At 55.7% G+C, this 23,515-nt stretch carries 23 protein-coding genes and 1 pseudogene; 14 read left to right on the plus strand and 10 right to left on the minus strand.

Annotated features, from left to right (window positions below; translation table 11 throughout):
* The 3 genes from APY94_RS10665 to APY94_RS10675 form a co-directional block, all read right to left on the minus strand.
* Nucleotides 1-882: M42 family metallopeptidase (locus APY94_RS10665; RefSeq protein ID WP_058939613.1), on the minus strand; the 882-nt coding region annotated here is incomplete at its 3' end.
* Nucleotides 883-1,067: 185 nt separating this feature from the next.
* Nucleotides 1,068-1,946: an AEC family transporter gene (locus tag APY94_RS10670; protein WP_058939614.1), complete on the minus strand. Its 879-nt coding sequence runs from the start codon at nt 1,944-1,946 to the stop codon at nt 1,068-1,070.
* Between the two features lie 97 nt (nt 1,947-2,043).
* On the minus strand, nt 2,044-6,096 hold the full coding sequence (locus APY94_RS10675; RefSeq protein WP_058939615.1) for an MMPL family transporter: 4,053 nt from the start codon (nt 6,094-6,096) through the stop codon (nt 2,044-2,046).
* A 117-nt stretch (nt 6,097-6,213) separates the two neighbouring features.
* On the opposite strand from APY94_RS10675, the gene APY94_RS10680 reads away from it, so the two are divergent.
* The 7 genes from APY94_RS10680 to APY94_RS10705 all read left to right on the plus strand — a co-directional run bounded on the left by APY94_RS10680 (nt 6,214) and on the right by APY94_RS10705 (nt 11,904).
* Nucleotides 6,214-6,702, plus strand: a complete 489-nt coding sequence (locus APY94_RS10680) for a PadR family transcriptional regulator (protein ID WP_058939616.1) — start codon at nt 6,214-6,216, stop codon at nt 6,700-6,702.
* Nucleotides 6,703-6,847: 145 nt separating this feature from the next.
* Nucleotides 6,848-7,261 carry an ArsR/SmtB family transcription factor gene (locus APY94_RS10685; RefSeq protein WP_058939617.1) on the plus strand — a complete coding sequence of 138 codons (414 nt, stop codon included), beginning with the start codon at nt 6,848-6,850 and terminating at the stop codon, nt 7,259-7,261.
* Nucleotides 7,258-8,559: a hypothetical protein gene (locus APY94_RS10690; protein ID WP_058939618.1), complete on the plus strand. Its 1,302-nt coding sequence runs from the start codon at nt 7,258-7,260 to the stop codon at nt 8,557-8,559. The genes APY94_RS10685 and APY94_RS10690 overlap by 4 nt, the downstream gene beginning before the upstream one ends.
* Nucleotides 8,560-8,564: 5 nt before the next feature.
* Nucleotides 8,565-8,702, plus strand: coding sequence for a hypothetical protein (locus APY94_RS13255; protein ID WP_157065532.1), 138 nt, complete (start codon nt 8,565-8,567; stop codon nt 8,700-8,702).
* Nucleotides 8,699-9,352, plus strand: a complete 654-nt coding sequence (locus APY94_RS10695; RefSeq protein WP_058939619.1) for a DUF4097 family beta strand repeat-containing protein — start codon at nt 8,699-8,701, stop codon at nt 9,350-9,352. The genes APY94_RS13255 and APY94_RS10695 overlap by 4 nt, the downstream gene beginning before the upstream one ends.
* A gap of 63 nt (nt 9,353-9,415) precedes the next feature.
* Nucleotides 9,416-10,663 (plus strand): MFS transporter, encoded by a 1,248-nt coding sequence (locus APY94_RS10700; RefSeq protein ID WP_058939620.1) that lies wholly within the window; start codon nt 9,416-9,418, stop codon nt 10,661-10,663.
* On the plus strand, nt 10,660-11,904 hold the full coding sequence (locus APY94_RS10705; protein WP_058939621.1) for an MFS transporter: 1,245 nt from the start codon (nt 10,660-10,662) through the stop codon (nt 11,902-11,904). Before APY94_RS10700 ends, APY94_RS10705 begins: the two co-directional genes overlap by 4 nt.
* Here the strand turns inward: APY94_RS10705 and APY94_RS10710 are convergent.
* Nucleotides 11,897-12,412 (minus strand): cob(I)yrinic acid a,c-diamide adenosyltransferase, encoded by a 516-nt coding sequence (locus tag APY94_RS10710; RefSeq protein WP_058939622.1) that lies wholly within the window; start codon nt 12,410-12,412, stop codon nt 11,897-11,899. The genes APY94_RS10705 and APY94_RS10710 overlap by 8 nt on opposite strands.
* Nucleotides 12,413-12,479: 67 nt before the next feature.
* On the opposite strand from APY94_RS10710, the gene APY94_RS13720 reads away from it, so the two are divergent.
* A complete protein-coding gene (locus tag APY94_RS13720; protein WP_245610467.1) occupies nt 12,480-12,668 on the plus strand; it encodes a hypothetical protein in 189 nt (62 codons plus the stop codon).
* On the plus strand, nt 12,652-14,937 hold the full coding sequence (locus APY94_RS10715; protein WP_245610465.1) for a CBM96 family carbohydrate-binding protein: 2,286 nt from the start codon (nt 12,652-12,654) through the stop codon (nt 14,935-14,937). Before APY94_RS13720 ends, APY94_RS10715 begins: the two co-directional genes overlap by 17 nt.
* Nucleotides 14,938-14,975: 38 nt before the next feature.
* On the opposite strand, the gene APY94_RS10720 is transcribed toward APY94_RS10715, so the two are convergent.
* Both APY94_RS10720 and APY94_RS10725 read right to left on the minus strand, forming a co-directional pair.
* A complete protein-coding gene (locus APY94_RS10720) occupies nt 14,976-15,803 on the minus strand; it encodes a translation initiation factor eIF-2B alpha/beta/delta subunit family protein (protein ID WP_058939624.1) in 828 nt (275 codons plus the stop codon).
* A 65-nt stretch (nt 15,804-15,868) separates the two neighbouring features.
* Nucleotides 15,869-16,627 (minus strand): molybdopterin-binding protein, encoded by a 759-nt coding sequence (locus APY94_RS10725; protein WP_058939625.1) that lies wholly within the window; start codon nt 16,625-16,627, stop codon nt 15,869-15,871.
* Nucleotides 16,628-16,784: 157 nt separating this feature from the next.
* Here APY94_RS10725 and APY94_RS10730 point away from each other — a divergent pair, with 157 nt between their 5' ends.
* The gene (locus APY94_RS10730) at nt 16,785-17,789 is read left to right on the plus strand and encodes a phosphorylating glyceraldehyde-3-phosphate dehydrogenase (RefSeq protein WP_058939626.1); all 1,005 of its coding nucleotides are present in this window, start codon (nt 16,785-16,787) and stop codon (nt 17,787-17,789) included.
* A gap of 69 nt (nt 17,790-17,858) precedes the next feature.
* Nucleotides 17,859-18,659 (plus strand): annotated as a pseudogene (locus APY94_RS13725) (PhzF family phenazine biosynthesis protein).
* A gap of 58 nt (nt 18,660-18,717) precedes the next feature.
* Here the strand turns inward: APY94_RS13725 and APY94_RS10745 are convergent.
* The 3 genes from APY94_RS10745 to APY94_RS10755 form a co-directional block, all read right to left on the minus strand.
* Nucleotides 18,718-19,824 carry an aromatic amino acid transport family protein gene (locus APY94_RS10745; RefSeq protein WP_058939629.1) on the minus strand — a complete coding sequence of 369 codons (1,107 nt, stop codon included), beginning with the start codon at nt 19,822-19,824 and terminating at the stop codon, nt 18,718-18,720.
* A gap of 103 nt (nt 19,825-19,927) precedes the next feature.
* Nucleotides 19,928-20,212: a DUF167 domain-containing protein gene (locus tag APY94_RS10750; RefSeq protein WP_058939630.1), complete on the minus strand. Its 285-nt coding sequence runs from the start codon at nt 20,210-20,212 to the stop codon at nt 19,928-19,930.
* Between the two features lies 1 nt (nt 20,213).
* Nucleotides 20,214-20,720, minus strand: a complete 507-nt coding sequence (locus APY94_RS10755; protein ID WP_058939631.1) for a DUF402 domain-containing protein — start codon at nt 20,718-20,720, stop codon at nt 20,214-20,216.
* Between the two features lie 51 nt (nt 20,721-20,771).
* Between APY94_RS10755 and APY94_RS10760 the strand changes: the two genes are divergently transcribed.
* Both APY94_RS10760 and APY94_RS10765 read left to right on the plus strand, forming a co-directional pair.
* Nucleotides 20,772-21,074, plus strand: coding sequence for a nucleotidyltransferase family protein (locus APY94_RS10760; RefSeq protein WP_245610464.1), 303 nt, complete (start codon nt 20,772-20,774; stop codon nt 21,072-21,074).
* Nucleotides 21,067-21,411 carry a HepT-like ribonuclease domain-containing protein gene (locus APY94_RS10765; protein WP_058939632.1) on the plus strand — a complete coding sequence of 115 codons (345 nt, stop codon included), beginning with the start codon at nt 21,067-21,069 and terminating at the stop codon, nt 21,409-21,411. Before APY94_RS10760 ends, APY94_RS10765 begins: the two co-directional genes overlap by 8 nt.
* Here APY94_RS10765 and glyS read toward each other — a convergent pair.
* A complete protein-coding gene (gene glyS, locus APY94_RS10770; RefSeq protein ID WP_058939633.1) occupies nt 21,408-23,120 on the minus strand; it encodes a glycine--tRNA ligase in 1,713 nt (570 codons plus the stop codon). The two genes, APY94_RS10765 and glyS, sit on opposite strands and share 4 nt — an antisense overlap.
* 154 nt (nt 23,121-23,274) lie before the next feature.
* Here glyS and APY94_RS10775 point away from each other — a divergent pair, with 154 nt between their 5' ends.
* Entirely contained in the window at nt 23,275-23,505 is a 231-nt protein-coding gene (locus APY94_RS10775) for an LSm family protein (RefSeq protein ID WP_058939634.1), read from the plus strand.
* The last annotated feature ends 10 nt before the right edge of the window (nt 23,506-23,515 follow it).

Consider the following 23,515-nt stretch of genomic DNA (forward strand, 5'->3'; position numbering starts at 1 on the left):
CCTGAGCGCCGCCGAGCCGTCGGAGCCGTAGTAGGGGAATACATCAACGACGTGGGGGATCTCGTGCTTCTCGGCCAGCTCGATGAGTTTCGTCGTCATCTCGTAGTCGTACGGGCCGCTTGAGTCCTTGGCCGCTATCGATACCGCGGTTTCCTTACCCGTGACGCCATCGCCAACGACGCCCATGTCGACGACGAGGAGCTCCTTCATGCTCGGTGGATAACCGCCCGCGCCCCCGTGTCCGACCTCCTCGTAGGGCGAGAAGAAGAACGCCACCGGGAGCTTTTCAAGGGCCTCGGCACCCAAATCGAGCATCAGGTCTATCATCACCGCGGCGCTGGCCTTGTCGTCGAGAAAGTGGGCCTTGACGAAGCCATTGACGTACTCGAACTTCGGGTCGAAGGCTATGAAGTCACCCGGTCTTATGCCGAGCTTCTCTGTATCTTCCTTCTTCTCGACGAGCTCATCCAGGCGGATGTACATGTTCTCCTCCTTGCGCTCCTTCTTTCCAGCTTCCCTGTTCACGTGGACGCTGGGGTTCTTGAGAAGGAGCGTTCCGCGGTACTTCTTCCCCGAGCGGGTGATTATCGTGCAGTACTCGCCCTCGAAGGCCGGAAGGTGCAGGCCGCCTACTCTCGTGAAGCTCAGGTGTCCGTTTGGCAGGATTCCTTTAACCATCGCGCCGAGGGTGTCAACGTGGGCCGCCACAACCAGCTCCGGCTCCGGATGGTTGCCCGCTATCAGGGCACCCTTGTTGGTGAAGTAGGTTTTCACGCCGTTTTCGTTGAGAAGTCCTGCTATGTAGGCCATAACCTCTTTCGTGTAGCCCGTCGGGGACGGGATCTCCAGAATCTCCCTGAGAATCTCGATCATTCTTTCCATCATGACCACCGTTAAAAGAAATGTCGAAGGGTTAAAAAGGGCATCGGTCAGAGTCCGAAAATCCCGCGGAGGTGTTTCATATTGCCCGATGAGAGGTACACCTCATGTTCTGGAAGGAGCTTGATAGTGAATGCCTCATCGGGCTGACCTCCTCCCTGTCCTTCAGAGCGGGGAAGAGGTCATCCTCACAGGAAGGCTTTGAGAACCATGAAGAGTCCTATGACGAGCAGGGTCAGCACGAAGGTGACGCTTATCGCCTCCTCTGCCTTCAGGCGGTACTGGGCTAGAATCGCGTTGGCCGCTATAGCTGGGGGCATCGAGGCCTCGACGAGGACCGAGTAGAAGACGCCCGGAGCCGCCCAGCGAAGGGTAAGGAAAACGAAGGTGAAGGGAATCGCTATCCGAAAGGCCCCGACCTCCGCGAGCTTGCGCCAGTCGAAGCTCCTCAGCGTTATCCGCGAGCCGAAGTAGATAATGAGCAGGGGTATGCTGAGCCAGCCGACGGTTCTTATCGGCTCAAGGATTTGGCTCGGAATCCGAACGCCGGCTATGACGAGTGCAAGGGCGAAGAGGTTCGCCACCGTCGGCGGAAACTTCAGCGCCTTCAGGAAGCTGTCCTTAACGTTCGCGCCTCCGCTGGAGTAGTGGGCCGCTATGAAGGTGACGATTGGGATGACTATCATCGAGTTGGTCGTGGAGTAGAGTATCGCGGGCGTTATGTCATCGAGGAAGAGGCTCGCTATCGGGAAGCCAAGGGCGGCCGTGTTGGGGTAGACCGAGAGAACCATCAGCGCACCGGCCCAGGGGTCGTTTTTAAGGACGACGCGGCCGTAGATGTACGAAAACCCAAGGCTTATCGCGATTATCAGGAAGACGTAGAGGAAGACGGTCTTTATGCTCAGGAGGTAGTTCAGGTCCTTGCTCGCCACGTTTCCGAAGATGAACAGGGCGAGGAGAAAGTCGTTCACCAGGATTCGGAGGTAGTCGAAGGGCTTCTCCGATTTGACCAGCCTCTTGAGGACGTAGCCGACCGCTATGAGGGCGAGCATCTCGGCGATGTTCATGCTTAAACCTGGGGTTCAGCGTTTAAAAGTCTGTCGAGTACGAAAAAATGAAAGGGGGTTGGGGCAGAACTTGAAAAATAAAAGCAGGGGTTGAGGCTCACTCCTTCTTCGTCTTGTGCAGGGGCCACCAGGCCTTTTCACCGAAGAGAGCCATCGTGGCCGGGCCGATGAAGTAAACCGCCGCTGTGGCAGTCAGCAGCACTCCGATGGCCAGTGCGAAGCCTATCTCCCTTATTCCCCACGTTGCTCCAGTCATCAGCGAGCCGTAGGTTACCGCCAGCACAGCGGCGAGGCCGACGACCAGCGTGTCCATCGTTCCGGCGGCGACCACCAGCGCGTCCCTAGCGCTCCTGCGCTCGAACTCGTCCCTGGCTTTGACCAGGTAGAAGCTGTTGTAGTCTATGCCCACACCCATGAGCACTATGAAGACCATCATGGGCAGGAACCACATGACCTGCTGGCCGAAGACCCTCTCGAAGAGCCAGCTGGAGACGGTTATGCTGAGGAGCACGCCGACCGCTATGGTGCCTATGGTGGTTATAACCGCTGGCAGTCCCTTGAGTGTCGGTATGAGGGACAGGAACATCAGCAGGAGCGCCACCGGGAAGATTCTGTGCCAGAAGACGTCGTTGATGAGGTCGCTGAGGTCGAGCGCCAGTGCAGTGCTTCCGCCAACCATTCCGGACTTTATTGCTCCTGACTTCTCCTCGTCTTTCACTATATCCCTTATCTCCCTCACCATGTCCTTGGAGCGGTCGTCGGTGGCCTCGTACTTCCCGGTAACCTGTATCAGCACTTTGGTGCCGTCTTCCGAGATGTAGCGGTTTCCGCCAAGGCTCTTCAGCTCGTCCACGCTGACGTTCACCTGCCTTCCGTAGGGGCGGGCGAGGGTATAGACGTACTCGACGCCGTCAACCGCTGATATCCTGTCCGCGAGCTCGTTGATGGTCTTGAGGTCGCCGTCGCCAACTGGGTGTCCGAGGTCGACCACGACGTAGGTCGGGGAGGTAACGCCCGCACCGACCGTGCTCTCGCTGAGCTGGAGGAAGTTGTAGGTCTCGCTGTCCTTGGGGATGAACAGCTTTATGTCGTGGGTTCCGTTGAAGTTGACAAAGTTGTAGGCCGCCGGAACTGCCACGAGGAGCGCTATGAGGACAACCACTTTGGCGTGCTTGACGGCCCACTCCGCGATTCTGCTCCTCTCGTGGATATCCACACTCTCGATGTGATGCTCGATGTGCCCCGGCCACCAGAAGGCCGGTTTGTCGCCTATGAGAACGGTTATCGCCGGAATGAACGTCAAGCTGGCGAGGAGGACTACGATGACCGCCAGGGGTGCTATCATGCCGATGGTCTTGAATATCGGGAACTCCCAGGCCAGGATGAAGCTCGCGAAGGCTATGATGTCGGTTGATGCGCTGGCCAGAACCGCGTCCTTTGCCCTCTTCAGCGCCTCACTCGCCGCCCTGCTGTGGTCGTAGCCTTCCGCCAGGTACTCCTTGAAGCGATGGAGATAGTAGGTTGAGTAGTCTATTCCGAGGCCAAGCGCCGTCGTGACGGTCAGCATCTGGGCCCAGCTCCCGACGTCCAGATAGTCACCCTTTGCGAGCAGGTAGAGGATTCCCAGCGCCGTGAGGGTTGCCGTTGCGACGCCGGTGAAGGGCAGGAGCGTCGCTAGCAGCGCCACCCCCATCAGGATAAGGAGCACGAGGAGCGCCCCGACGATGCTGAACTTCGTAGTCTTGTCGTTGTCCTCCTTGCCGTATTTAATGGCCTCGTAGGTCTGAATGGGCGTTCCGGTCACGTATACCTCGACTTTCGGCGAGACCGTTCCGAACTCCTTCACGGCTATTTCCTTCGCTTTGATCGAATTCCCGTACCGAACCCTGCTCTGCTTTTCGAGGTCGCTGACACCCTCAAGCCCCTTCGGGGTAAACAGGATGAGCATCGTCGTGTTGTCCGGGCTCTTGAGCATGCCGATGTAGCTCTTTGCGAGGCTGTAAATGGACGGGTAAACCTGCTCCTCTATTGGTTTGACCTCTTCCTTCGTTATCCTATCCGGGTCGTCCCTGAATTCGAAGGCGATGTTCACAAGCTCGGTCGCGTTTATGTGGAGCGGAACTCCGAGGTTAATCTCCCCCACGAACTTCTCGACGAGCTTCACCGTTTTCTCCTTCACGAGGGTCTCTATGCCGGAGTCGCTCATCGGGTAGTCCCTGGCAACGGTCAGCATTAGCTCCTTCAGCGTTTCCTTGACGTCCTCCGGCGCGCTGACGTTGGCGAGCTTCTCATCAACCCCCTGCCCAAACAGGCTGTAGGCTATCTCCTCTGGACTTCTGCCGGCGTAAACATCGTCCACAGCTTTGCCGAGGTCTATCGGGACGTCTCCGGCCAGGCTCGTGATTATCTCCTTGACTGCCCCCTCTACCCCGACTCCCGCTGCGAGTTCCTCAGGGTTCTTAAGAACCGCATCGACGATGGTTTCGGCAACCTCCTCGCTCCCGACCTCCTCGGAGGTCTTTTGAATCAGAATCTCCCTCGCAATCGGGACGACATCCCCACGGGAGTCGTAGACCTCGCTTATGACGTTCTCTGGGATCTCAACGCCCCTTTCCTTTATAATCTTGGCGAGCAGCGAGACGGTTGCCTCCTTCAGCAGGGCCGGGTCCTTGGCCAGAACTCCGGTCGCGTTGGTGTCGAATCCCACAACGGTCTTGACTATCGGCTCTGCAAGGACCTTCTGCTCCCCGGGCAGTTTCTCCTTTAGAGCACCTGCGAGGAGATTGCTCTCAAGTTCTCCAGTCGGCCCGTGGGTAAGAAGGGTTCTGAGTATCTCGTCGGCGTTGGGCATTTCGAGGAGAGGGCTTCCAGTCATGAGGGCCTTCGCGACCTCGATTGTCGCGTTCTCGACCGCTGAAGCGCTCGGGTTCTTTCCAAGGCCTATCGAGACGTTGACGATGTGGGCCAGCGTGCTGGCGGGGATCTCACCGAAACCTGGAACCTCGTAGCTTCCCCCAGCCCCTTCGATGACGAGCGGGAGGTTTTTGAGGGCGTTGCTTGCTATCTCATCAACGGGCCTAACCGCGTTCTCGCCGAGCTGAATGAGGGCGTAATCACTGCCCGCCTGCTCGTCAAACGCCACAACTCCCCTGTAGAAGGCAACCGAGTATGCCTCCGCGAGGTTCCTCTGCATTGGGTCGTTTATCTTGCCGAGAACCATCGCCCTGGTGACATTGGCCAGGAAGCCGTCGGTTATTGTACTGGCCCCGTAGACAGAGTAGGCCGGGTAGGTGGCGTTGTAAACCGCGTAAACGAACTCGGCGGGAACGCCGAGCTGGGTGGCTATCGCCTGCGCCGTTGCCCCATCAAGGCCCCTCTCGTAGGCTCCAGCCTGAACGAGGGCGTCGTAGGCTCCTATCGTTCCGAGGTAAGTTCTCGCGTAGCTATCACTCAGGTTGTAGAGGCCCACGTTAAGGCCAGCTATCGTGGAGTTCAGCGTTCTCAACTGCTCGCTTGCGCTGGTGAGGTTTCCGTGGAGTTCAACGTAGGCCAAATCCGTCTGGTTGAGCGCTTGCCGGAGGGTGAGACTCTGGTTGTAGAGAACGCTCAGGTTGGCCTCGAGCGCGAAGTAGGCCCCTGCAAGCTGGGGGACGGTTTCGTTGAGGGTTTCAACCTGAACGCTGAGGTTCTCAATCTGAGAAAGAAGGGTTCCGTAAGTGCTGCTGGCGTTGATTGCCGAGCCATAGAAGATTCCGGTTAGGTTGGCGGTCGTTTTGGTGAGGTTGAGCGCTATCTCATAGGACTTGTTGTGGAGCATATCAACGGCATCGTAGTAGGAGGTGAAATTCGAGCCGTAGGGCCTTGCCTCGGCCTTGAAGCGCTCATAGGCATCCCGCGTCGCGGGGTCGTTCACGTCCACTCCGCTCACTATCATGTACGTCTGGTTGTCGCTGGTCGCGAACTCAGGGAACTCTTCTGTGAGGGTTTCCTGCACCTTGACGGATTCCACGTCCTTGGGCAGGAACTGGTCCATGCTGTAGTTGGTGAGGTCGTTCATCTTTGCCGCAAGGGGCATCGCGGCTATGACCACGATAATCCAGAGGGCCACGATGGCCTTTGCGTGCTTCACTATCCACTCGTTCCAAGCCATCTCCACCACCATTGTCGCTCATCAACATGATGAATTCAAACATGTCAAAGTTCGACATGTCGTTGAGAGAAGCGTTTATAAGGATTGTGGTTCAACCTTCGACTATGGGTGGTGACAATGGGGGAGGACGTTGAGCGGAAGATAATCAAGGGCCTCTTCACGGTCCCGCTGAAGAACATAATCCTGGCCATAGTTGGCCTAAAGGGAGAGGCACATGGCTACGAAATACTGAAGGAGCTTGAGAAGCTAGCCATCGGCCTCTGGAAGCCCAGCCACAGCAACCTGTACACGATACTCAACAAGATGGTCGACGAGGGTCTTCTGGAGCCCCGCGAGGAGTACCGGGGCAGGGTGAGGCGTGTGAAATACAGCCTAACTGAAAAGGGCCTCGATTATCTAAAAACTTCCAATGAACTGGCCCTTCGGGTTCTGTACACCTCCATCAACTATCACGAAGCCCTGAAGAAGAAGCTCGAGGAGATGGGGGAGAGAAAGGTTATGGACAGAGAGACCGTGATTGAGTACCTGGGACTCCTCAAGAAGATACGCGACATACTGGACGAGGAAATAAAGACTATAGAAGCCGAACTTTCGGCGGAGAATTGATTTCCTCGCTTTTCTCTTCTTTCATCCTCCTCGGATTTAGGGCGGCGCTTACCTCGTGCGACCACCAACCGATAAACTTTTATATACCTAGCGCGCTAGTTGGGTACAGAAAAATGTACTACAAAAATCTGTACCTGGTGGTACCATGGAGAACGACCTGAAGATTCAGCTCGAAGAGCTGAAGAAAAGGCTGGAGGTGCTAGAGGAAAGCATTGACCCCGTTGATGAGGTCATGCTCTCGATAAAGGCCCGTCTCAGGAGAAAGCTCGAAGGCGGAAGCCTGCCCGAGATAGACGAGGAGAGGGCAGCCAAAACCCTCAAGGCCCTCGCCAACCCTGACAGGATAAGGATTCTGAAGATGCTCTCCGAGGGGCCCATGGGATTCAAGGAGATAAAGGATGCCCTTGGGGTGGAAAGCCCCACCGTTTCCCACCACCTGAAGCTCCTGGTGAAAACCCGGATGGTGAGAAAGGGAGAAGGATACGAAATATCGCCCGACGGACGTCTCTTTTTGCGCTTGCTTGAGATAATAACTGCCCTTGAGGAGGTGGAAGAATGAGTTTTAGCTGGAAGTATCGGGCCGTCCCGCACGAAGGCCCAAGGTTCAGGATAGCGGAGTACCTCAAAGCCCTCACGGCGATACTGCTCATCGCATGGCTGTTCAAGGGGCCACTGAGGCTTGAGGCCTACAACGACCAGCTGGTCTACGCCATCGTGGCGCTCCTGTTCGCCTTCGAGCTGCTCGCGGTGGGCAAGTGGTTCGGGGTGACGGTAAGCGGAATAGTCTTTGCCCTGGCCAAGGGCTTCTTCTGGACGAGCATATTTCTGTTCTTTGGACAGTGGCTGGGAATGTCAGAGACGCTCCACGACTACGCGGGAACGGCATTCGCATATGCCGTCGTCCTCGTCATAGCGGGAATCCTGCTGGCGAAGTTCGATGAGAAGAGGCTCGACATCAAAGTTGAAGGCAAGGCCTACGAGTTCGAAGGCGCCGATTTCGGCGAGGTGAAGCTCAAGGGAACCGGCAAGGCTTATCCCGTGAAGTTCGGGAGGAAGAAGGTCGGTTGGGTCGTAGACGGCGAGGTCACGGTCGAGGCCGATACGCCGCTCGGTAGGGTAACGAAGAGGCTCCTCAGCCCGGTCATCGTGTGGACCGAGGAGAAGATAGCCGGGCGGAAGACCTCCGCGGATCCAGGCTTCGTCTTGAGGGTGAACGACCTTGTGAACCCGGACAGGCTCTATCAGAAGGGCAAGAGGGACAGCGTGGTTGACCTGGGCTTCATCAAGGCCTACGAGGGGGAGGGCTTCGAGTACGTAAAGCTGCCCTTCATCGAGATCATAGAGACGCCAGGCGGCGAAGAGGTTAAGATAGGTCCGATGAGGTTCCGCGAGGGCAACCCTGAGATGCCCCCGGAGGACATGCTGACCATCAGGGAACTCCGCAACGGTTTCCAGCTCACCAAGGTCGGCGAGAGGCTGAAGATCCAGACCGACGAGTATTCCATCGAGGTCGATGGGGAGAGGGTCGTGTACAGGAGCGGAAGCGAGAGCCTCAGCCTGGGCGAAACCGTGTCCCTGCGCTCGGGCGACGTCTCGGTCAGCGTCGGCAGGGAAAGGGCCAAGATACGCATCGAGGACGTCGTAATCTCCGCCAGAGACGGCACGGTTCGGATAAGGACCGGGGGCAGAATGTACACCATAGAGAACGGCGACGCCTACAGGCTGGTGGTCAGGAAGGCGAAGGAGATAGTGGAGGAGCAGAGCGCCGAACTGATAGAGGGCCTCGGCATAGACAGAACCCTGCTCAACAGACGCGTGAAGGAGCTCCTCGACGAACTGACTGCCTACCTGGGGTGAGCGAGATGGAGACTGCAGTAATCCCAAAGGCCTCAAACGCCATCACGATCCCTGATGAAGGAAAGGAAGGCTGCGAAAAGAAGACGGGGCACGAGAGGCCCCTTTTCGATTTTGAACTTCATCCGCTGGAGGGTTTGATATGATATTTGAAAACGTCCGGGAAGTTGATATAAAGGCCACCAACGGCCGGATCGAGATAGAGGGCTGGGAAAACGACTACGCCGAGGTGAACTACACCGTCTACGGCGAGGTGGAGGTCACCGTCGAGCAGAAGGGGAGCGGGCTAATCATCATGGAAGAACCGAAGAAAAGGTTCCTGAACCTGCTCAGGGAGAGCGGCTGGGCGGAGATAGAGGTGAAGGTTCCGCGGAGGGTCCTGATAAATGCGAAGAACGTGAACGGCGAGCTTAAGGCCAGGGGCGTGCGCTTTGAGGACGTCACGACGGTAAACGGCGAGATAGACCTGAAGGACTGCGAGGCCGAAAAGCTTAGCACCGTGAACGGTGAGGTAAGGGCCCATCTAACGGTTGCCGGCCCTCTGAAGGCCTCCACCGTGAACGGGGAAATCGAGCTTACCATCGAGGAGCTTGAGGGGGACGTCGAGGTAAGCTGCGTCAACGGAGACATCGTGCTTCGCCTGACCGAGTTCTGCGATGCCAAGATAGTCAGCAAGAGAGTTAATGGAGACGTCAAATTGGTCGGCATAGACCTGGACGACCCTGTTATAGGGACGGGTTCGTTTGAGGTCAAGGCCAGCACTGTGAACGGCGACGTGAGGGTCGAGCTGATTTGATTCTTTAATTCTTCAATTATTTAATTCGGTAATTAAGTTAGAGAGACATGGGGGTTAGTGGAGATGTTCGAGAATTTCCGGGGGATGGGCCGGAACTTCTGGCTCTACACCGTGGGCAGGTGGATATCACAGGCCGGATGGGTCGTGCAGGACGTCGCGGTTCCACTTTACGTGCTCGACCAGACCGGCAGCGGGGCGATGATGAGCCTCTTCATAATGGCCGAGCTGGTTCCGAGACTGCTGGTGAACCCCATAGCCGGAGTGATAGGCGACCGCTACGACAGGAAGAAGCTCATGTACGGCCTCGATATAGCGAGGGGAGTCCTCCTCTTCGCGGTCATAGGGTTCAACCTGCTGGGGATATACCAGCTCTTAGTAGTTCAGATGGTGATGAGCGTTATGGGAGCGTTCTTCTCGGCCGGCATAGTCGGGATGTTCCCCGACCTGGTGGAGAGAGAGCAGCTGGCGAGGGCGAACTCGATACTGCAGAGCGGCGGTCAAATACTCAGGATACTCGGCCCGATCCTCGGTGGGCTAATCTACGCCTTCGGGGGCTTGCGGCTTGCTATCCTCATAAACGCGGTCAGCTTCTTCGGCTCTGGGCTGTTTGAAATTCTGATCGAGTACCACAGGGAAACGCGGGAGCTCTCAAGCATCCGCGAAGTCTGGGACGACATGCTCGAGGGCTTCCGCTTCATGAAGAACTCAAGAAACCTCATGGTGCTCGTGAGCTTTGGGATACTGCTCAACACCCTCCTCAACCCGGTGTTCGCGGTAGTTCTTCCCTACCTCGCCAGGATTGAGCTGGGTCTCTCTGCCGTCAAGTTCGGCAGCGTCGAAACCGCCGCCACCCTCGGCGCTCTAGCCGGAAACATGCTCATCGCTTTGAAGCTCGGTGAGAAATCCGAGGATTTCCTCTTCGGGGCACTGTTTGCCCAGCTCCTCTGCCTGACGGGCCTCGCCTTCGTGACGCGCTCCATCCTAGGAGAACTGGCTTATCCATCCCTACTGGGAATAATCGGCCTGATAGGGCTCTTCAACACCCTGGTTAACATCCCGCTCTTCACGAAGCTCCAGAAGGCGGTTCCCGATGACGTGCGTTCGCGCTTCTTCACTGCCTTTGAGACAATAATGATGGCAACGACCCCGCTGGGCATGGCCCTCGTTGGACCCCTCCTCGACGTCGCAGGAACCACTGTAATAATCCTCGCCCTCACCGTCCCAAGCGTGCTGATAGCCATGTATTATTACCTCCGCTTTAGGGAAACCGTTATAAACATCGGTTCAGAAACTGCGGAGGTGGTGCCGTGAGCCTCAATAGGAACTTCTGGCTCTTTGCGGTCGGCCGCTTCATAAGTCAGCTCGGCTGGGCGGTGCAGGACGTTGCACTGCCCCTCTACGTCCTTGACCAGACCCACAGCGGCTCGATGATGACTGTTTTCATCCTCGCCGAGATGATACCGGTCCTCATAATCATGCCCTTCGCCGGTGTGGTGGGCGACCGTTACAACCGAAAGCACCTGATGGTCGGCTTTGATCTTGCGAGGGGAGCCCTTCTCTTCTGCGTCATCGCGTTCGACCTCCTGGGCATCTACCAGCTTCTGGTCGTCCAGGTGATCATGGCCTCCATGGGGGCGTTCTTCTCGGCAGGGACGGGAGCGATGTTTCCCGACCTTGTGGAACCCGATGAACTCGAGAAGGCCAACTCCACGGTCTCGTCGTTCACCATACTCGCCCGTCTCGTCGGCCCTGCCCTCGGAGGGTTTATTTACGCCGTCGGAGGCATCAAGCTGGCCATCCTCATCAACGCGGTCAGCTTCTTTGGCTCGGGACTGTTTGAGATACTGATAAGGTACGAGTGGCGTACGAAGGAATTGGAGAGCTTTTCCCAGGTTATCGAGGACCTCAAAGAGGGCATCGGCTTTCTCCGCTCTAACAGATATCTCTCGACCCTTATGTTCTTCGCCCTCTTTATGATAGCCCTCGGTCAGCCCTTTGGGGCCGTAATCATGCCGTACTCCTACAGAGAAGTGCTGAAGTTCTCGAGCTACCAGTTCGGTCTTCTGCAGAGCGCCTTCATGGGAGGGGCGCTCATCGGAAACGGCCTGATAGCGATTAAATTCGGGAAGAAGGCAGGGAGGTACCTTTTCCACACCCTCCTCCTGGACGGGGTGATGATACTCGCCTTCACGTGGGCGATAAGTCCCCTCTCCGGCCTGGGGAGAAACGAGGCGTTCTTTTTCCTCGCGGGGATAAACATCCTATGGGGCAGCATAGAGGCCTTCATAGACGTGCCCATCAATTCGAAGATACAGCGCGCGATACCGAGCGAGCTCAGGGGCAGGGTTATGTCGGCAATGGCCGTCCTGATGCACCTCTCAAGCCCGCTCGGTCTGCTCGCCGTCGGGCCGCTCCTCGACAGATTCCCTGCCTGGGAGGTTACCGTGGCCATCTGGGCGGGCATGGCGGTTGTCGTCGCATATTTCTGGGCCAGGTATCGGGAGGTTCTGCTCAAGGAGCAGAAATACGGGGAAAGCGAAGAGGTTACTTGACTTCCTTCATCTTCCCCTCCCTCTTCTCAACGGCCCTTGCCATTATGAAGAGCAGGTCGCTGAGCCTGTTTAGGTAGACGAGAGCGTTTTGACCAAAGCCATAGTCGAGCACGAGCCTTGCAACGCTCCTCTCCGTTCTCCTGGCCACCGCGCGGCAGACATCGAGCTTGGCACTCGCGATGGTTGAACCCGGGAGGACGAAGGCCCTAAGCTGGACTTCTTCTTCATATTTATGAATAAGTCCTTCAAGCCATCTAACTTCCTCATCGCCAACTTTTGCGTACTTTCCCTTGCTCGCTATCTCCGCCATCAGGTCGTAGAGGTGAACCTGTATCCTCTCGAGAATCCCCGCCATCTCCTCGGGTACATAATGCTTGGCCTCCCCCAGGAAGCTGTCGAGCTCGTCTATGTTTCCGTTTGCCTCCATTATCGGCGAGTACTTTGCCACGCGGTCGCCGGTGAAGAGACCGGTTAGACCCTTATCCCCTGTTTTGGTTGTGATGGACATTTTAACCACCTCTTTAATTGGTATCTGCACGCTTTTTAGCCTTTATGGGTGTTGATGAACACCTTGGGTGATAATAGAGATCGACAATTTGTGGAAAAACTTATTTATACTCCAATGCCCTTCTTCTTTGGGTGGTCTATATGAAAAGATGGGCGTTGATAATAGCATTGATTTTGGTTTTGAGTTTGGTACCGGGATGGGCCATAAAGCCTGCGAATGCTGTTCAAGCCACGGTAGAATTGTCCCCAACGGATGATGCATACGTCAATGACGCAAGTCCGGACACAAATTATGGAACCGAGTCTCGTCTTTATGTGGGAACCTATTACAGTGATGGCTCCAATTATCGCTCCTACCTGAAGTTTGACCTCTCGGGACTTCCTGAGGGGGCTGTGATAACAAGTGCTCGTCTTTATGTGTACACCTATTATGGTGCCTATGGTACCCCTGTTAATATAAGCGTTTGTTCTGTGGACGATGATTCTTGGAGTGAAACCAGCATAACATGGAACACCAAGCCAAATCCAGGAACACTACTGGACAAAGACCTAGTTGGCACCGATGGCAAGCATTGGTCTGTATGGGACGTTACCTCTTTTGTCCAATCCGAGTTTAACAGCGACAAAATAGTGAGTTTTGTTTTAATGTCTGATGCGGAGGGTGACCTCACTGAACGTATAACCTATAATTCAAAAGAGACCACCTACAGTACCAAGCCGTATCTTGAGATAACATATGAAGTATCAGAGATTCCCACTGTATCCATCCAGGAGATACAGGGTGAGGCCTCTTCCTCGCCATACGCTGGCCAGGTCGTCAAAACAACCGGTGTTGTTACCTTCGTTGCATCATACGGCTTTGCGATTCAGAATGGCTCTGGCCCCTGGAGCGGCGTCTGGGTCTACACCAGGAGCACTCCCTCAGTTAATGTTGGAGACTACGTTAGTGTCCAGGCAATGGTTAAAGAATACGATGACTTCACAGAGATTAACTACGCGGATACCTCTAGTGATCAGAGGGCAATAGAGGTTCTTGGAACAGCGGAGGTTCCGGATCCGGTTGTTCTTCCAACTGGGAACGTCTCCCAGGAGCAGTGGGAGAGTGTTCTCGTCGAGGTTAGGGACGTTAGGGTCATTAATCCAGACCTCGGTCACGGCGAATGGGAGGTTGACGACGGAACCGGCCCGGTTAGGATAGACGACAAGCTCTACGATTACTCCCCTGGCCACCGCTCCAAGTATGTTTACATTAGGGGTATTGTGTGGTACTCCTATGGCAACTTCAAAATAGAACCCCGGGATTCCGGTGATATCGAGGTTTACAAACCTAACCCCAACGCCATCTCCTACGGCCTGACGATGTATTATAGCCGCCAGTACGATTCCAGGCTCTCAGACCTTGAGAATCTCTACGAGAACTTCACCAACACGGTCTCAGAGCTCGTCAGCTACGGGGTATCCTTCGACAGCGACGTCGCGGACAAGATTAACTGGGTAAACGACAGCATGTCTAAGGTTATGGAAGAGTACTCGCTCTACGAGCAGTTCAAGAACCGCGCTGATAAGACTGGGTTCTACCTCCCCGCCATGATACACCTGCGTAAGGCGCTGTTCCTTGGCGAGGATGTCAAGGAGGAAATCCAGTTCCTCCTGCCCCACCTTCAGAGGGCCTTGGAGGAAATAAAGGCCGCTCAGCAGATGCAAGAACCGGGAAATGAAACTGAAACCGGGGCAATCCCTGACAATGAGACCGCGGGAGTTCCAACCAACACAACCCAGAACGCCAGCCAGCAGACACCCGCCATGAACATTACCATAACGATCCCCAAGGTGCTTATCGATGCCTCCCATGGGCAGTACTACATTAACGAAGCCGGTGTCAGCTACCTCGTGGACAAGATACAGAGCGAGCTCGGCTGGGAGGTGGAGATAAACCAGCTCCCGCTCACATACGACCTACTCAAGGAGTACGACGTTGTGATACTCACCGACCCGAAGGACGACTTTACGCCCGCCGAGATTGAGAGCATCAAAAAGTACGTCGAGAACGGCGGAGGCCTGTTAATAGCGGGCGAATGGTACAAGTACGCCAACGTCGAGAACTTCAACGAGATCGTCGGTGACTATGGAATAACCTTCAACCCGGACGAGCTCATGGACGACGACCAGAACAGCGGCAGGCCTTACTATCCGTTCGTTGGAGTATACAACAAGGCACACCCGGTCATGAAGTTCGTGCCAGACGACTGGACGATGTACTACAACGGCAACACCCTCACAATAGGCGGCACCGCGGTGTGGCTCATCAAAGGCTACGACACCAGCTACTCAGTCGATGCCGACGGAAAGGTCGTCAGGATAAAGGGCACCAACCCGGTTATCGCGGCCGCCGTTGATCTTGGCACCGGCAGAATAGTTGCCTACGGCTCAAGCAAGGCCCTCAGCGACAGCTACAACTTCAAGTACATCAAGAGCAACTGGCCCTTCATCAAAGGTGCCCTCCTCTGGCTGGCTCACCAGGAGTGAGCCTCTTTTCTTCCCTTTCTGATTTTTCGCGTCGGCCTTCAGATTTCCTTCGGGGGCACCAGAATCCCAAACTCCGTTATGATGCCCCTAACGTACCGCCAGGAGGTAACGTCGAAGAGCATGTTTCTTACCCTGTAGCCCTGCCTCACGTAGGGCCTCTCGACGATTTCAACATCACCGGAGCTCAGCTCCGGATGGAGCTTGAAGCTCTCGGCGGCGACGTAGAAGGGAACACCGTTGTCGTGGCAGGCGAGGGCGAGGAGATAGGTTCCGGCCTTGTTCACCGCCGCCCCATCGCGGGTAACGTTGTCGGCACCGACCAGGGCGAGGGTGGCCTTCCTTGCGAAAAGACCGAGCTGTGCGTCAGTTATTACCTCGAATGGAACCCCTATGGAATCAAGCTCCCTCGCGAGGGCGATTCCCTCATAGTCGGGCGCGCTCTCGGTTAGGATGACCCTGAAGTGCTTTCCCTTCCTTCGTGCGGCCTTGAATATCTCAAGAACGGCCGAGGAGAATGAGTGTGTGATTACAACCTCGTTTTCGTCTATCAGCTCGCTCCCGATGTTGCCTATCTCGCGCTTCGCTTCCTCCCCGAGCCTGATGAACTCCTCGGCCTTCGTTCTCACCACGTCGGGGTCTCCGGTTATCGGAATGAACCTCGTGAGGTTGTAGAGCGAAGCCATCGTACCGTTGACGGCCGGGATTTCCCTCTTCATCTCCCTCAGGGCGCTCTCGAGCTCTTCCCCTTCAAGGAGTTCGGAGAGGACAAGGTACGCCTCGGCGCCCCTTCTGGCCAGCCAGCTGGCGCCTCTGATTCTCTCGGCCCTCATCTCCTCTATGATTGAACGAACCTCGGCAGGAAGCATGGGCAACACCTTGCGTTATTAGCCCGGAACGCGGTTAATTCGCCTTTTCCCTTATCAGCGTTTCGCTACCAGCCCTCCTCGAAGCGAACCCCCCGCTCCTCCATGAAAGCCTTGGCCCTCTCTATCTCATCCTCGCTCTCGCCGAAGATTATGATGCCGATGTACCTGCCGAAGCCCTTCGGCGATGAGTGTATCCTCACGCGGAACCTTTTGAGGGCCTCGATGAGAATCGGCGCCAGCTTGCTCTCGTCGGTTATCTCAGCCAACAGCTTTCTCTGGAGGAACTTCCTCTCGCCGAGGCGGGGGAGGACTTCCCGCTCAAGCATTGCCTTCATCTCGCGCGGCATCCCCGGAAGGACGAATATCCTGACCCCTTCGTGCTCGATGTACGCTCCTGGCGCCGCCCCCTCCCGGTTCTCAAGGGGTTCCGCACCTTCGGGCAGGTAGGCCATCTTCTTCCTTCCCTCGTTAAGCTCGGGGTCATCTATCAGACCCCTCTCGTAAAGCTCACGGTAGAACTCTTTGATCCTTTTAAGGCACGGTTCGCAGAGGACAAAATTTTTCCCCAGAGCCTCCGCAACGGCGAGCATCGTAACGTCGTCGTGGGTCGGCCCGAGGCCGCCGGAGATGACCAGAACCCCCGGATTCCTCGCGAGGATTTCCCGAACGGCGGTCTTTATCTCCTCGACGTCATCGCCAACGGTCGTCTTCCTCCTCACCCAGTAGCCCTTCTCGGTGAGCCTCTGAGCAATAAAGGCGGAATTGCTGTCCACGGTGTTCCCGGTGAGCAGTTCATCGCCTATCGTGAGTATCTCGGCGAACATCACAATCACCGGTAAACTTTCCGGCGGATTGGCTTATAACCCCAGCGGAAGTCCTTTGCACAAAAATGTAAAAATCTAGTACCATCAATAGCGGTTTTCACCACGAGTGAAAACAACGTTTAAGTATTTTATCGCGGTAAAATTCTCCGGTGGTAGCATGAAGGTGAAGGTTGGAGTCAATGGATACGGAACAATTGGAAAGCGCGTCGCCTACGCCGTAACGAAACAGGACGACATGGAGCTCACAGGTGTCACCAAGACGAAGCCGGACTTTGAGGCTTACCGCGCGAAGGAGCTTGGAATCCCCGTCTATGCAGCGAGCGAGGAGTTCCTCTCACGCTTCGAGAAGGCCGGCTTTGAAGTGGCCGGGACGCTCAGTGACCTCCTTGAGGAGGTTGATGTCATAGTCGACGCCACCCCCGGTGGAATGGGGGCCAAGAACAAGGTGCTCTACGAGAAGGCGGGGGTTAAGGCCATCTTCCAGGGCGGTGAGAAGGCCACCACTGCGGAGGTTTCTTTCGTGGCCCAGGCCAACTACGAGAAGGCCCTTGGGAAGGACTACGTCCGCGTCGTCTCCTGCAACACCACAGGTCTTACCAGAACCCTCTCGGCCATTCAGGAGTACATCGACTACGTCTACGCGGTCATGATTCGACGCGCGGCTGACCCGAACGACGCCAAGCGCGGCCCGGTGAATGCCATAACCCCGAGCGTTACCGTCCCGTCCCACCACGGCCCGGACGTTCAGACAGTTATTCCGATAAACATCGAGACCTCAGCCTTTGTCGTTCCAACTACGCTCATGCACGTTCACAGCATCATGGTCGAGCTGAAGAAGCCGGTCGAGGCCAAGGACGTCGTTGATATCTTCGAGAACACTACAAGGGTTCTCCTCTTCGAGAAGGAGAAGGGCTTCGACAGCACGGCCCAGCTCATAGAGCTCGCCCGCGACCTGCACCGCGAGTGGAACAACCTCTACGAAATAGCGGTCTGGAAGGAGAGCATCAGCGTTCGCGGAAACAGGCTCTTCTACATCCAGGCGGTTCACCAGGAGAGCGACGTGGTTCCGGAGAACATAGACGCGATAAGGGCCATGTTTGAGATGGCCGACAAGTGGGAGAGCATAAGGAAGACGAACGAAAGCTTAGGGATTTTGAAGTGACGCCGCAAGCCTTTTACATTTCTCCTCCTACTTCTTCCGGTGAATGCTGTGGAGTGCAGGGCATTTAAGGTGGATGCCTTTACCGACACGCCTCTTAAGGGAAATCCTGCGGCCGTTGTTCTCGACTGTCCGGAACTCGATAGGGAAACAATGCTAGCTATTGCGGGGGAGCTTAACCTCTCCGAAACGGCTTTCGTCTGGCCGGAGAAGGACGGCTTTCAGGTGAGGTTTTTCACCCCTGGGGATGAGATTCCCCTCTGCGGCCACGCCACGGTTGCGACGTTCTACCTGCTCTGGCGTCTTGGTCTGGCGGCTGAAGGCATCAACAAGATGTTCTCCAAGGCCGGAGAGATCGACGTCCTCATCAAGGACGGGAGGGTGTAGCTCAAGCAGCTGAAGCCGAAGGTAATTGGAGAGCTTGGTATTGAGGCCCTGAAGGAAATTCTCGGCACGGAAAACTTGGTCGGCCCAGCATTGGCAATGACGACGGGAACCCCGGAAGGCATCGTTGGAATTCCCACGTTTGAAGAGCTGATGAACCTTGAGCCAGACATGGCAAAGCTCACGAAGTTCTCCAAGGAGAACGGTGTGATAGGGATCTACGTTTACACCCTCGATTCCCGGTTCGATGCCGCGGGGAGATTCTTTGCCCCGGCCGTCGGAGTTCCCGAAGACCCAGTTACCGGAACGGCCAGTGGAATCCTCGCGGGCTATCTAAGGCTCACCGAGAAACTCGTGAAGGGTAGCTATGTCTTCGAGCAGGGGCATGCGCTGAGGCGCGAGGGCAGGGTGTACGTTGAGTTTGAAGGTGAAAGGCCCTGGGTCGGCGGGGAGGCGAGGATAAGCCTTGAGGGCAGGCTCAGGGTCTGATGAAACTGGTTTTCCTCTTTTTATGGTTTTAGTGCATCTGATGGGGAAAAAGAAATGCTCAAACAAGTGAAGCGACCGAATAGATGAACACCAGGAGAAACAGCGCGCCTGCAAAGTAAGCTATCCTGTGGGGAATCAGGACGCACTTCGGGGGATGGACGTCTCTTGTTCTAAGGTACATCGCCACCGGCAGGATTCCGGCGTAAAGCAGTCCGCCGAAGGTTCCGGCGAGCCAGAGAGCACTGACGAAGCTCTTGAGCCCGGCGAAGTATATCAGCAGAGGCGGAAGGACTGTGAGCAGCCATGCAGTCCTTTTCTCAAGATTAAACGCCTCCCGGAGGTTGTCCATCTGGGCAAAGCCTATACCGATGTAGCTGGTGCTTATGGCCGCCAGCGGAAGAACGAGACCCAGGACTTTTCCGAGGGAGCCGTAGTAGTTCTCGAGGGCTGAAGTTGCCAGCTGTGGTGTGTCCGCTCCAAGTGCGCCGACGAATGCCAGGACAAAGAGGGCGTAGAATCCCATCGGCACGAGGTAGCCAATGAGGACCGCTTTTTTGGTCTTCTCCGCACTTCCAAGCCCCTTGTACATCTCTGGAACGACCATGTGGCTGACGTAGGCGAATATGGCAACGCCGATTCCGGAGACGATTGCTGAAGGGTCTACGCTGGTCATGTTCACAGGGTCTACCTTCGGAAGCATCAGAACCACTGCAACCGCAAGGGCACCCAACAATAGGAAATTGAGTGCCAGCTCAGCCTCTCCCGAGGCTTTGAGCCCCATGAAAACTACCCAGCTCATGACCAGCCAGAAGATTACCGCCGCAATTGTGCCGTTGATCCCCGTGAGGGACGAGAGTATGTCGCCGCTTCCGGCGATGTAGGCTATGAGGGCTCCATAACTTAGAACCGAGATGCTCGCCAGCATGAGCCAGCCGCCGGCCTTTCCAAGGGTCTCCCTCGCTAGAGATGTCATTGTGCCGCCCCGGTGAACCGCGAGCTCCAGCACGAACAGGGCCGTCAGCAGGGTGAGGAATCCCACCGAAATTATAACCGCGATTCCGGCAAAGCCGGCCTCTCGAAGTGCATACGGCAGACCCAGAACGCCCGCCCCGATTTGAGTCCCAATAAGAATCGCACTTGCCTCGGCCAGAGTGAGTCTCTTCATGAGCACCACCTCTGGATGAAAAACGCTTCATGGATTTAAGCTTTGTCTGGAAAGGACTGTTCCGTGGTGAATTAAAAGAACGAGGGCAGAACGGAGGAGCACACTAGAGTCCAAGTTTTTTCAGGACTTCCCCAGAGTCCACGCCCCTCACCAGCAGGTCCTTTTCCCTGCCGGTCTCCCCCCTTAGGATGCTGACCTCAGCACCGAGAATCTTCGAGAGGAACTTCACAAGTTCCTTATTCGCCTTTCCTTCAACCGGTGGGGCCTTTATTTTGACCTTCAGCCTTCCGCGCCACCCATCTATCCCCTCAATCTCGTTCTTCTTCGCCTTCGGCTGGACGTAGACCAGGAGCAGCGTTCCGTCCTTGGTATCTTTTAGGAACTTCATCTCAATCCCTCCACTCGTACTCCCACACAATATCGGGCGGAAACTCCTTCCGCTTAATCTTTTCGAGGATTTCCCTCGCAACGCGGTAGGCGAAATCAAAGGTCTCCCTGTCAATCACGCCGTAGTTGAGGGCCATCTCAAGCTCGTCCTCGTCGAGGAGGAAGGCCTCCCCGCTCGGAAAGACGAAGATGTCGAGGAAGAGATCCAGCATCTCAAGAGTGTTCCCGTCGCGCCTCGTATATGCCAGGACATCGATGTAAAGCCCCTTGAACCCGCCGTTTTCGTCGTAGACTTTCAGGATGTCGTAGTTCTCCCCAACGAAGGCGAAGTAGAGCATGCGGTAGCCGTTTTTGATGACCTCAACGCCGTTCACTCTGAGCGGGGCGAGCATGCCGGAGAAGCGGGACTTTGCGACTACAACGTTCCCAAAATCTGCAACTACCTCGTCGTCCCTCTCCAAAACGCGGTTGGGGATGCGTCTGTAGGTAAGGTGGATTTTTGGAGGCATGGTGCGGAATTTGACTTAACGCTTTTATACTTTCGTGTCCCAGTTGATTCGATGGGAGTGCGGAAACTCGGGGAGATAGAGGAGGTTCTCCGTCAACACAAGGAGGAACTCCGAGAGCGTTTTGGGGTTAGGAAGATAGCCATATTCGGTTCCTATGCCCGGGGCGAGGAGACAAAGCTCAGCGACGTCGATATTCTGGTGGAATTCGAGAGGCCGATAGGCTGGGAGATAGTGGACCTTAAGGACTACCTCGAATCCCTGTTGGGGATAAAGGTTGACCTAATCACGAAAAACGCCGCAATGAGCAGGAAAGGGTTCTGGGAGCACATAAAAGGGGAGCTGGTATATGTCTAAGCGTGATCCCTGCCTCTTCCTCAACGATATCCTGGAGGCGATAGAGAGAATTGAAGAATACCTTGAGGGCTACGACTTCGAAACCTTTGTGAAGGATAGAAAAACCGTTGACGCAGTTCTAAGAAACCTTGAAATAATCGGAGAAGCTGCAAAGAACGTTCCGGAGGATATCCGGGGGAAGTATTCGTCCGTCCCTTGGAGAAGGGTAGTGGGCCTGAGAAACGTCGTTGTCCATCACTATTTTGGTGTTGACCTCTCAATAGTGTGGGTTATCGTCAGCTCTCAAGTTGGAGAGCTAAAAGAAGAAGTGGAGAAGATACTTCTGGAGGAGTGCTAACTTCCGAAAATCAGCTCCCTAAGCTTATCCGGCAGCTCCTCAATCTTCACCCTCGTCTGCTCCCTCGTGTCGCGGTCGCGGATCGTAACGGTGTTGTCCTCGGGCGTCTGGTTGTCGATGGTTACGCAGTAGGGCGTTCCTATCTCGTCGTAGCGCATGTACCTCCTCCCGACGGTGTCCTTCTCGTCGTAGACGACTATGAAGCCGGCCTTCTGGAGGGTTCTGAAGACCTCGTAGGCTATGCTTTTGAGGGGCTCCTTGGCGACGAGGGGCAGAACTGCGACCTCAATCGGCGCCATGTCCTTCTTCAGTCTGAGATAGGTTCTGTCATCCTCTATGACGAGGCTGTTCTCAATGAGCAGGTAGAACGGCCTGTCTATTCCAAAGCTCGGCTCAAGGACGTGGGGAACTATCTTCTCGCCCGTTATCTTCTCCTCGACCTCCTTGATTATGAAGTCGTCCTTCTCCAGCTCGTAGCCCTCGATGGTGATTTTGCCGTCCTTCTCAAGGACTCCAACCAGGTTCCTCAGCTTCTCCTCGTCCCAGCCCTGGATGAGCCCGTTTATCCTCTTGGCGTCCTTCTTCAGCTTAGGCCCGACGCGCTTCATGTTGAGGCTCACTTTGAGGTGCTTGACTATCCTGGGCTCATCGTAGTGGATAAGGACGGTCATGTCCGCGCCGCTCATCTTCAGGTGCTTGCTCAGGTCGTAGTCACCGCGGTTGGCTATTCCAACGCACTCCACCCAGCCGAAGCGCTCACTGTGAATCTCGGCATCCCAGGTGTCGCGCGAGTAGTGCGCCCTCTCCTCGGGAAGCTGCTGGCGGAAGCGTATCTTATCCTCGGGGATGCCTATGTCGAGGAGAACCCTCTTGACCATGACCATGTAGTAGGCGAAGAAGGTGTTCATGATGTAGCCCTTCTCCACGGCCTCCAGCGCGGTCATCTCAATCGTGCCGAGGTTCTTGAGCTGGTGCTCTATTGGATAAAGGCGCAGAACCTCGTCCTTGACCTCGTCGAAGTGCGGATGCTCCGTTTCCTTCGGGTTGAAGAATATCTCCGCCTCCGCCTGGGTGAACTCCCTCAGACGGAGCATGCCCTGCCTCGGTGAAATCTCGTTGCGGTAGGCCTTTCCTATCTGGAAAACGCCGAAGGGAAGCTTGTTCCTGGCGAAAGCGTTCAGTCTTTTGAAGTTCACAAAGATGCCCTGGGCAGTTTCTGGCCTCAGGTAGCCCTTCTGGTCGCCGTAGGGGCCGATCTTGGTCTCGAACATGAGGTTGAAGTACCAGACGTCGCCGAGCTCACCGCCGCACTCGGGGCACTTTATCCCGTGCTCGCGGATGAGTTCAGTGAGGTGTTCGGCGCTCATACCCTCTGTGTCTATTCCAAGGGCCTCCTCCACTATGTGGTCGGCCCTAAACCTTGCCCCGCACTTCTTACACTCAACCAGCGGGTCAACGAACTTTTCAACGTGACCGCTCGCGATGAAGACCCTCTCGGGGGTTATATCTGGTGTTTCCAGCTCGAAGAAGCCCTCCCTCTGGAAGGCCTCGCGTATCTTCCGCTCGATTTTCCTCTTTATCGTCGCACCGAGCGGACCATAGTCATAGAATCCGCGTGAGCCGCCGTAGATTTCAAAGCTGCCCCATGCAAAGCCCCTCCTCCTCATCAAATCCTGAAGAATCTCGTATCTGTCGGGCTTCTCTCCCATTACTCACCACCTGAAACTGGAGTAAGGCCATTTCATAAAAAGCTTTTGGGGGTGTCGTTGTCTAATTGCCAACGCCCCGTCCGCGGACGGAAAGAGTTATAAACCGTTCCCCTCGTTATCGCTATGAGCTTTGATTATTTGGAGGTGCGTGAAAATGGCGGAAAGACCACTCGATGTTATCCACAGGTCCCTTGACAAGGATGTCCTCGTGCTCCTGAAGAGGGGTTCCGAGTTCAGGGGCAAGCTTATCGGTTACGACATCCACCTGAACGTCGTCCTCGCCGACGCCGCTCTTATTCAGGACGGCGAGGAGGTTAAGAGGTACGGTAAAATCGTCATCAGGGGAGACAACGTCCTTGCAATCTCCCCGGTCGAGATCGAGTGAGACCTTAGTG

The organism is Thermococcus celericrescens, from assembly GCF_001484195.1.
Classification (GTDB): Archaea; Methanobacteriota_B; Thermococci; order Thermococcales; family Thermococcaceae; genus Thermococcus; species Thermococcus celericrescens.

Coding starts and splice junctions, on each gene's coding strand:
- APY94_RS10670 (WP_058939614.1), bottom strand. CDS start 1,946: ATGAACATCGCCGAGATGCTCGCCCTCATAGCGGTCGGCTACGTCCTC.
- APY94_RS10675 (WP_058939615.1), bottom strand. CDS start 6,096: ATGGCTTGGAACGAGTGGATAGTGAAGCACGCAAAGGCCATCGTGGCC.
- APY94_RS10680 (WP_058939616.1), top strand. CDS start 6,214: ATGGGGGAGGACGTTGAGCGGAAGATAATCAAGGGCCTCTTCACGGTC.
- APY94_RS10685 (WP_058939617.1), top strand. CDS start 6,848: ATGGAGAACGACCTGAAGATTCAGCTCGAAGAGCTGAAGAAAAGGCTG.
- APY94_RS10690 (WP_058939618.1), top strand. CDS start 7,258: ATGAGTTTTAGCTGGAAGTATCGGGCCGTCCCGCACGAAGGCCCAAGG.
- APY94_RS13255 (WP_157065532.1), top strand. CDS start 8,565: ATGGAGACTGCAGTAATCCCAAAGGCCTCAAACGCCATCACGATCCCT.
- APY94_RS10695 (WP_058939619.1), top strand. CDS start 8,699: ATGATATTTGAAAACGTCCGGGAAGTTGATATAAAGGCCACCAACGGC.
- APY94_RS10700 (WP_058939620.1), top strand. CDS start 9,416: ATGTTCGAGAATTTCCGGGGGATGGGCCGGAACTTCTGGCTCTACACC.
- APY94_RS10710 (WP_058939622.1), bottom strand. CDS start 12,412: ATGTCCATCACAACCAAAACAGGGGATAAGGGTCTAACCGGTCTCTTC.
- APY94_RS10720 (WP_058939624.1), bottom strand. CDS start 15,803: ATGCTTCCTGCCGAGGTTCGTTCAATCATAGAGGAGATGAGGGCCGAG.
- APY94_RS10725 (WP_058939625.1), bottom strand. CDS start 16,627: ATGTTCGCCGAGATACTCACGATAGGCGATGAACTGCTCACCGGGAAC.
- APY94_RS10730 (WP_058939626.1), top strand. CDS start 16,785: ATGAAGGTGAAGGTTGGAGTCAATGGATACGGAACAATTGGAAAGCGC.
- APY94_RS10745 (WP_058939629.1), bottom strand. CDS start 19,824: ATGAAGAGACTCACTCTGGCCGAGGCAAGTGCGATTCTTATTGGGACT.
- APY94_RS10750 (WP_058939630.1), bottom strand. CDS start 20,212: ATGAAGTTCCTAAAAGATACCAAGGACGGAACGCTGCTCCTGGTCTAC.
- APY94_RS10755 (WP_058939631.1), bottom strand. CDS start 20,720: ATGCCTCCAAAAATCCACCTTACCTACAGACGCATCCCCAACCGCGTT.
- APY94_RS10760 (WP_245610464.1), top strand. CDS start 20,772: ATGGGAGTGCGGAAACTCGGGGAGATAGAGGAGGTTCTCCGTCAACAC.
- APY94_RS10765 (WP_058939632.1), top strand. CDS start 21,067: ATGTCTAAGCGTGATCCCTGCCTCTTCCTCAACGATATCCTGGAGGCG.
- glyS (WP_058939633.1), bottom strand. CDS start 23,120: ATGGGAGAGAAGCCCGACAGATACGAGATTCTTCAGGATTTGATGAGG.
- APY94_RS10775 (WP_058939634.1), top strand. CDS start 23,275: ATGGCGGAAAGACCACTCGATGTTATCCACAGGTCCCTTGACAAGGAT.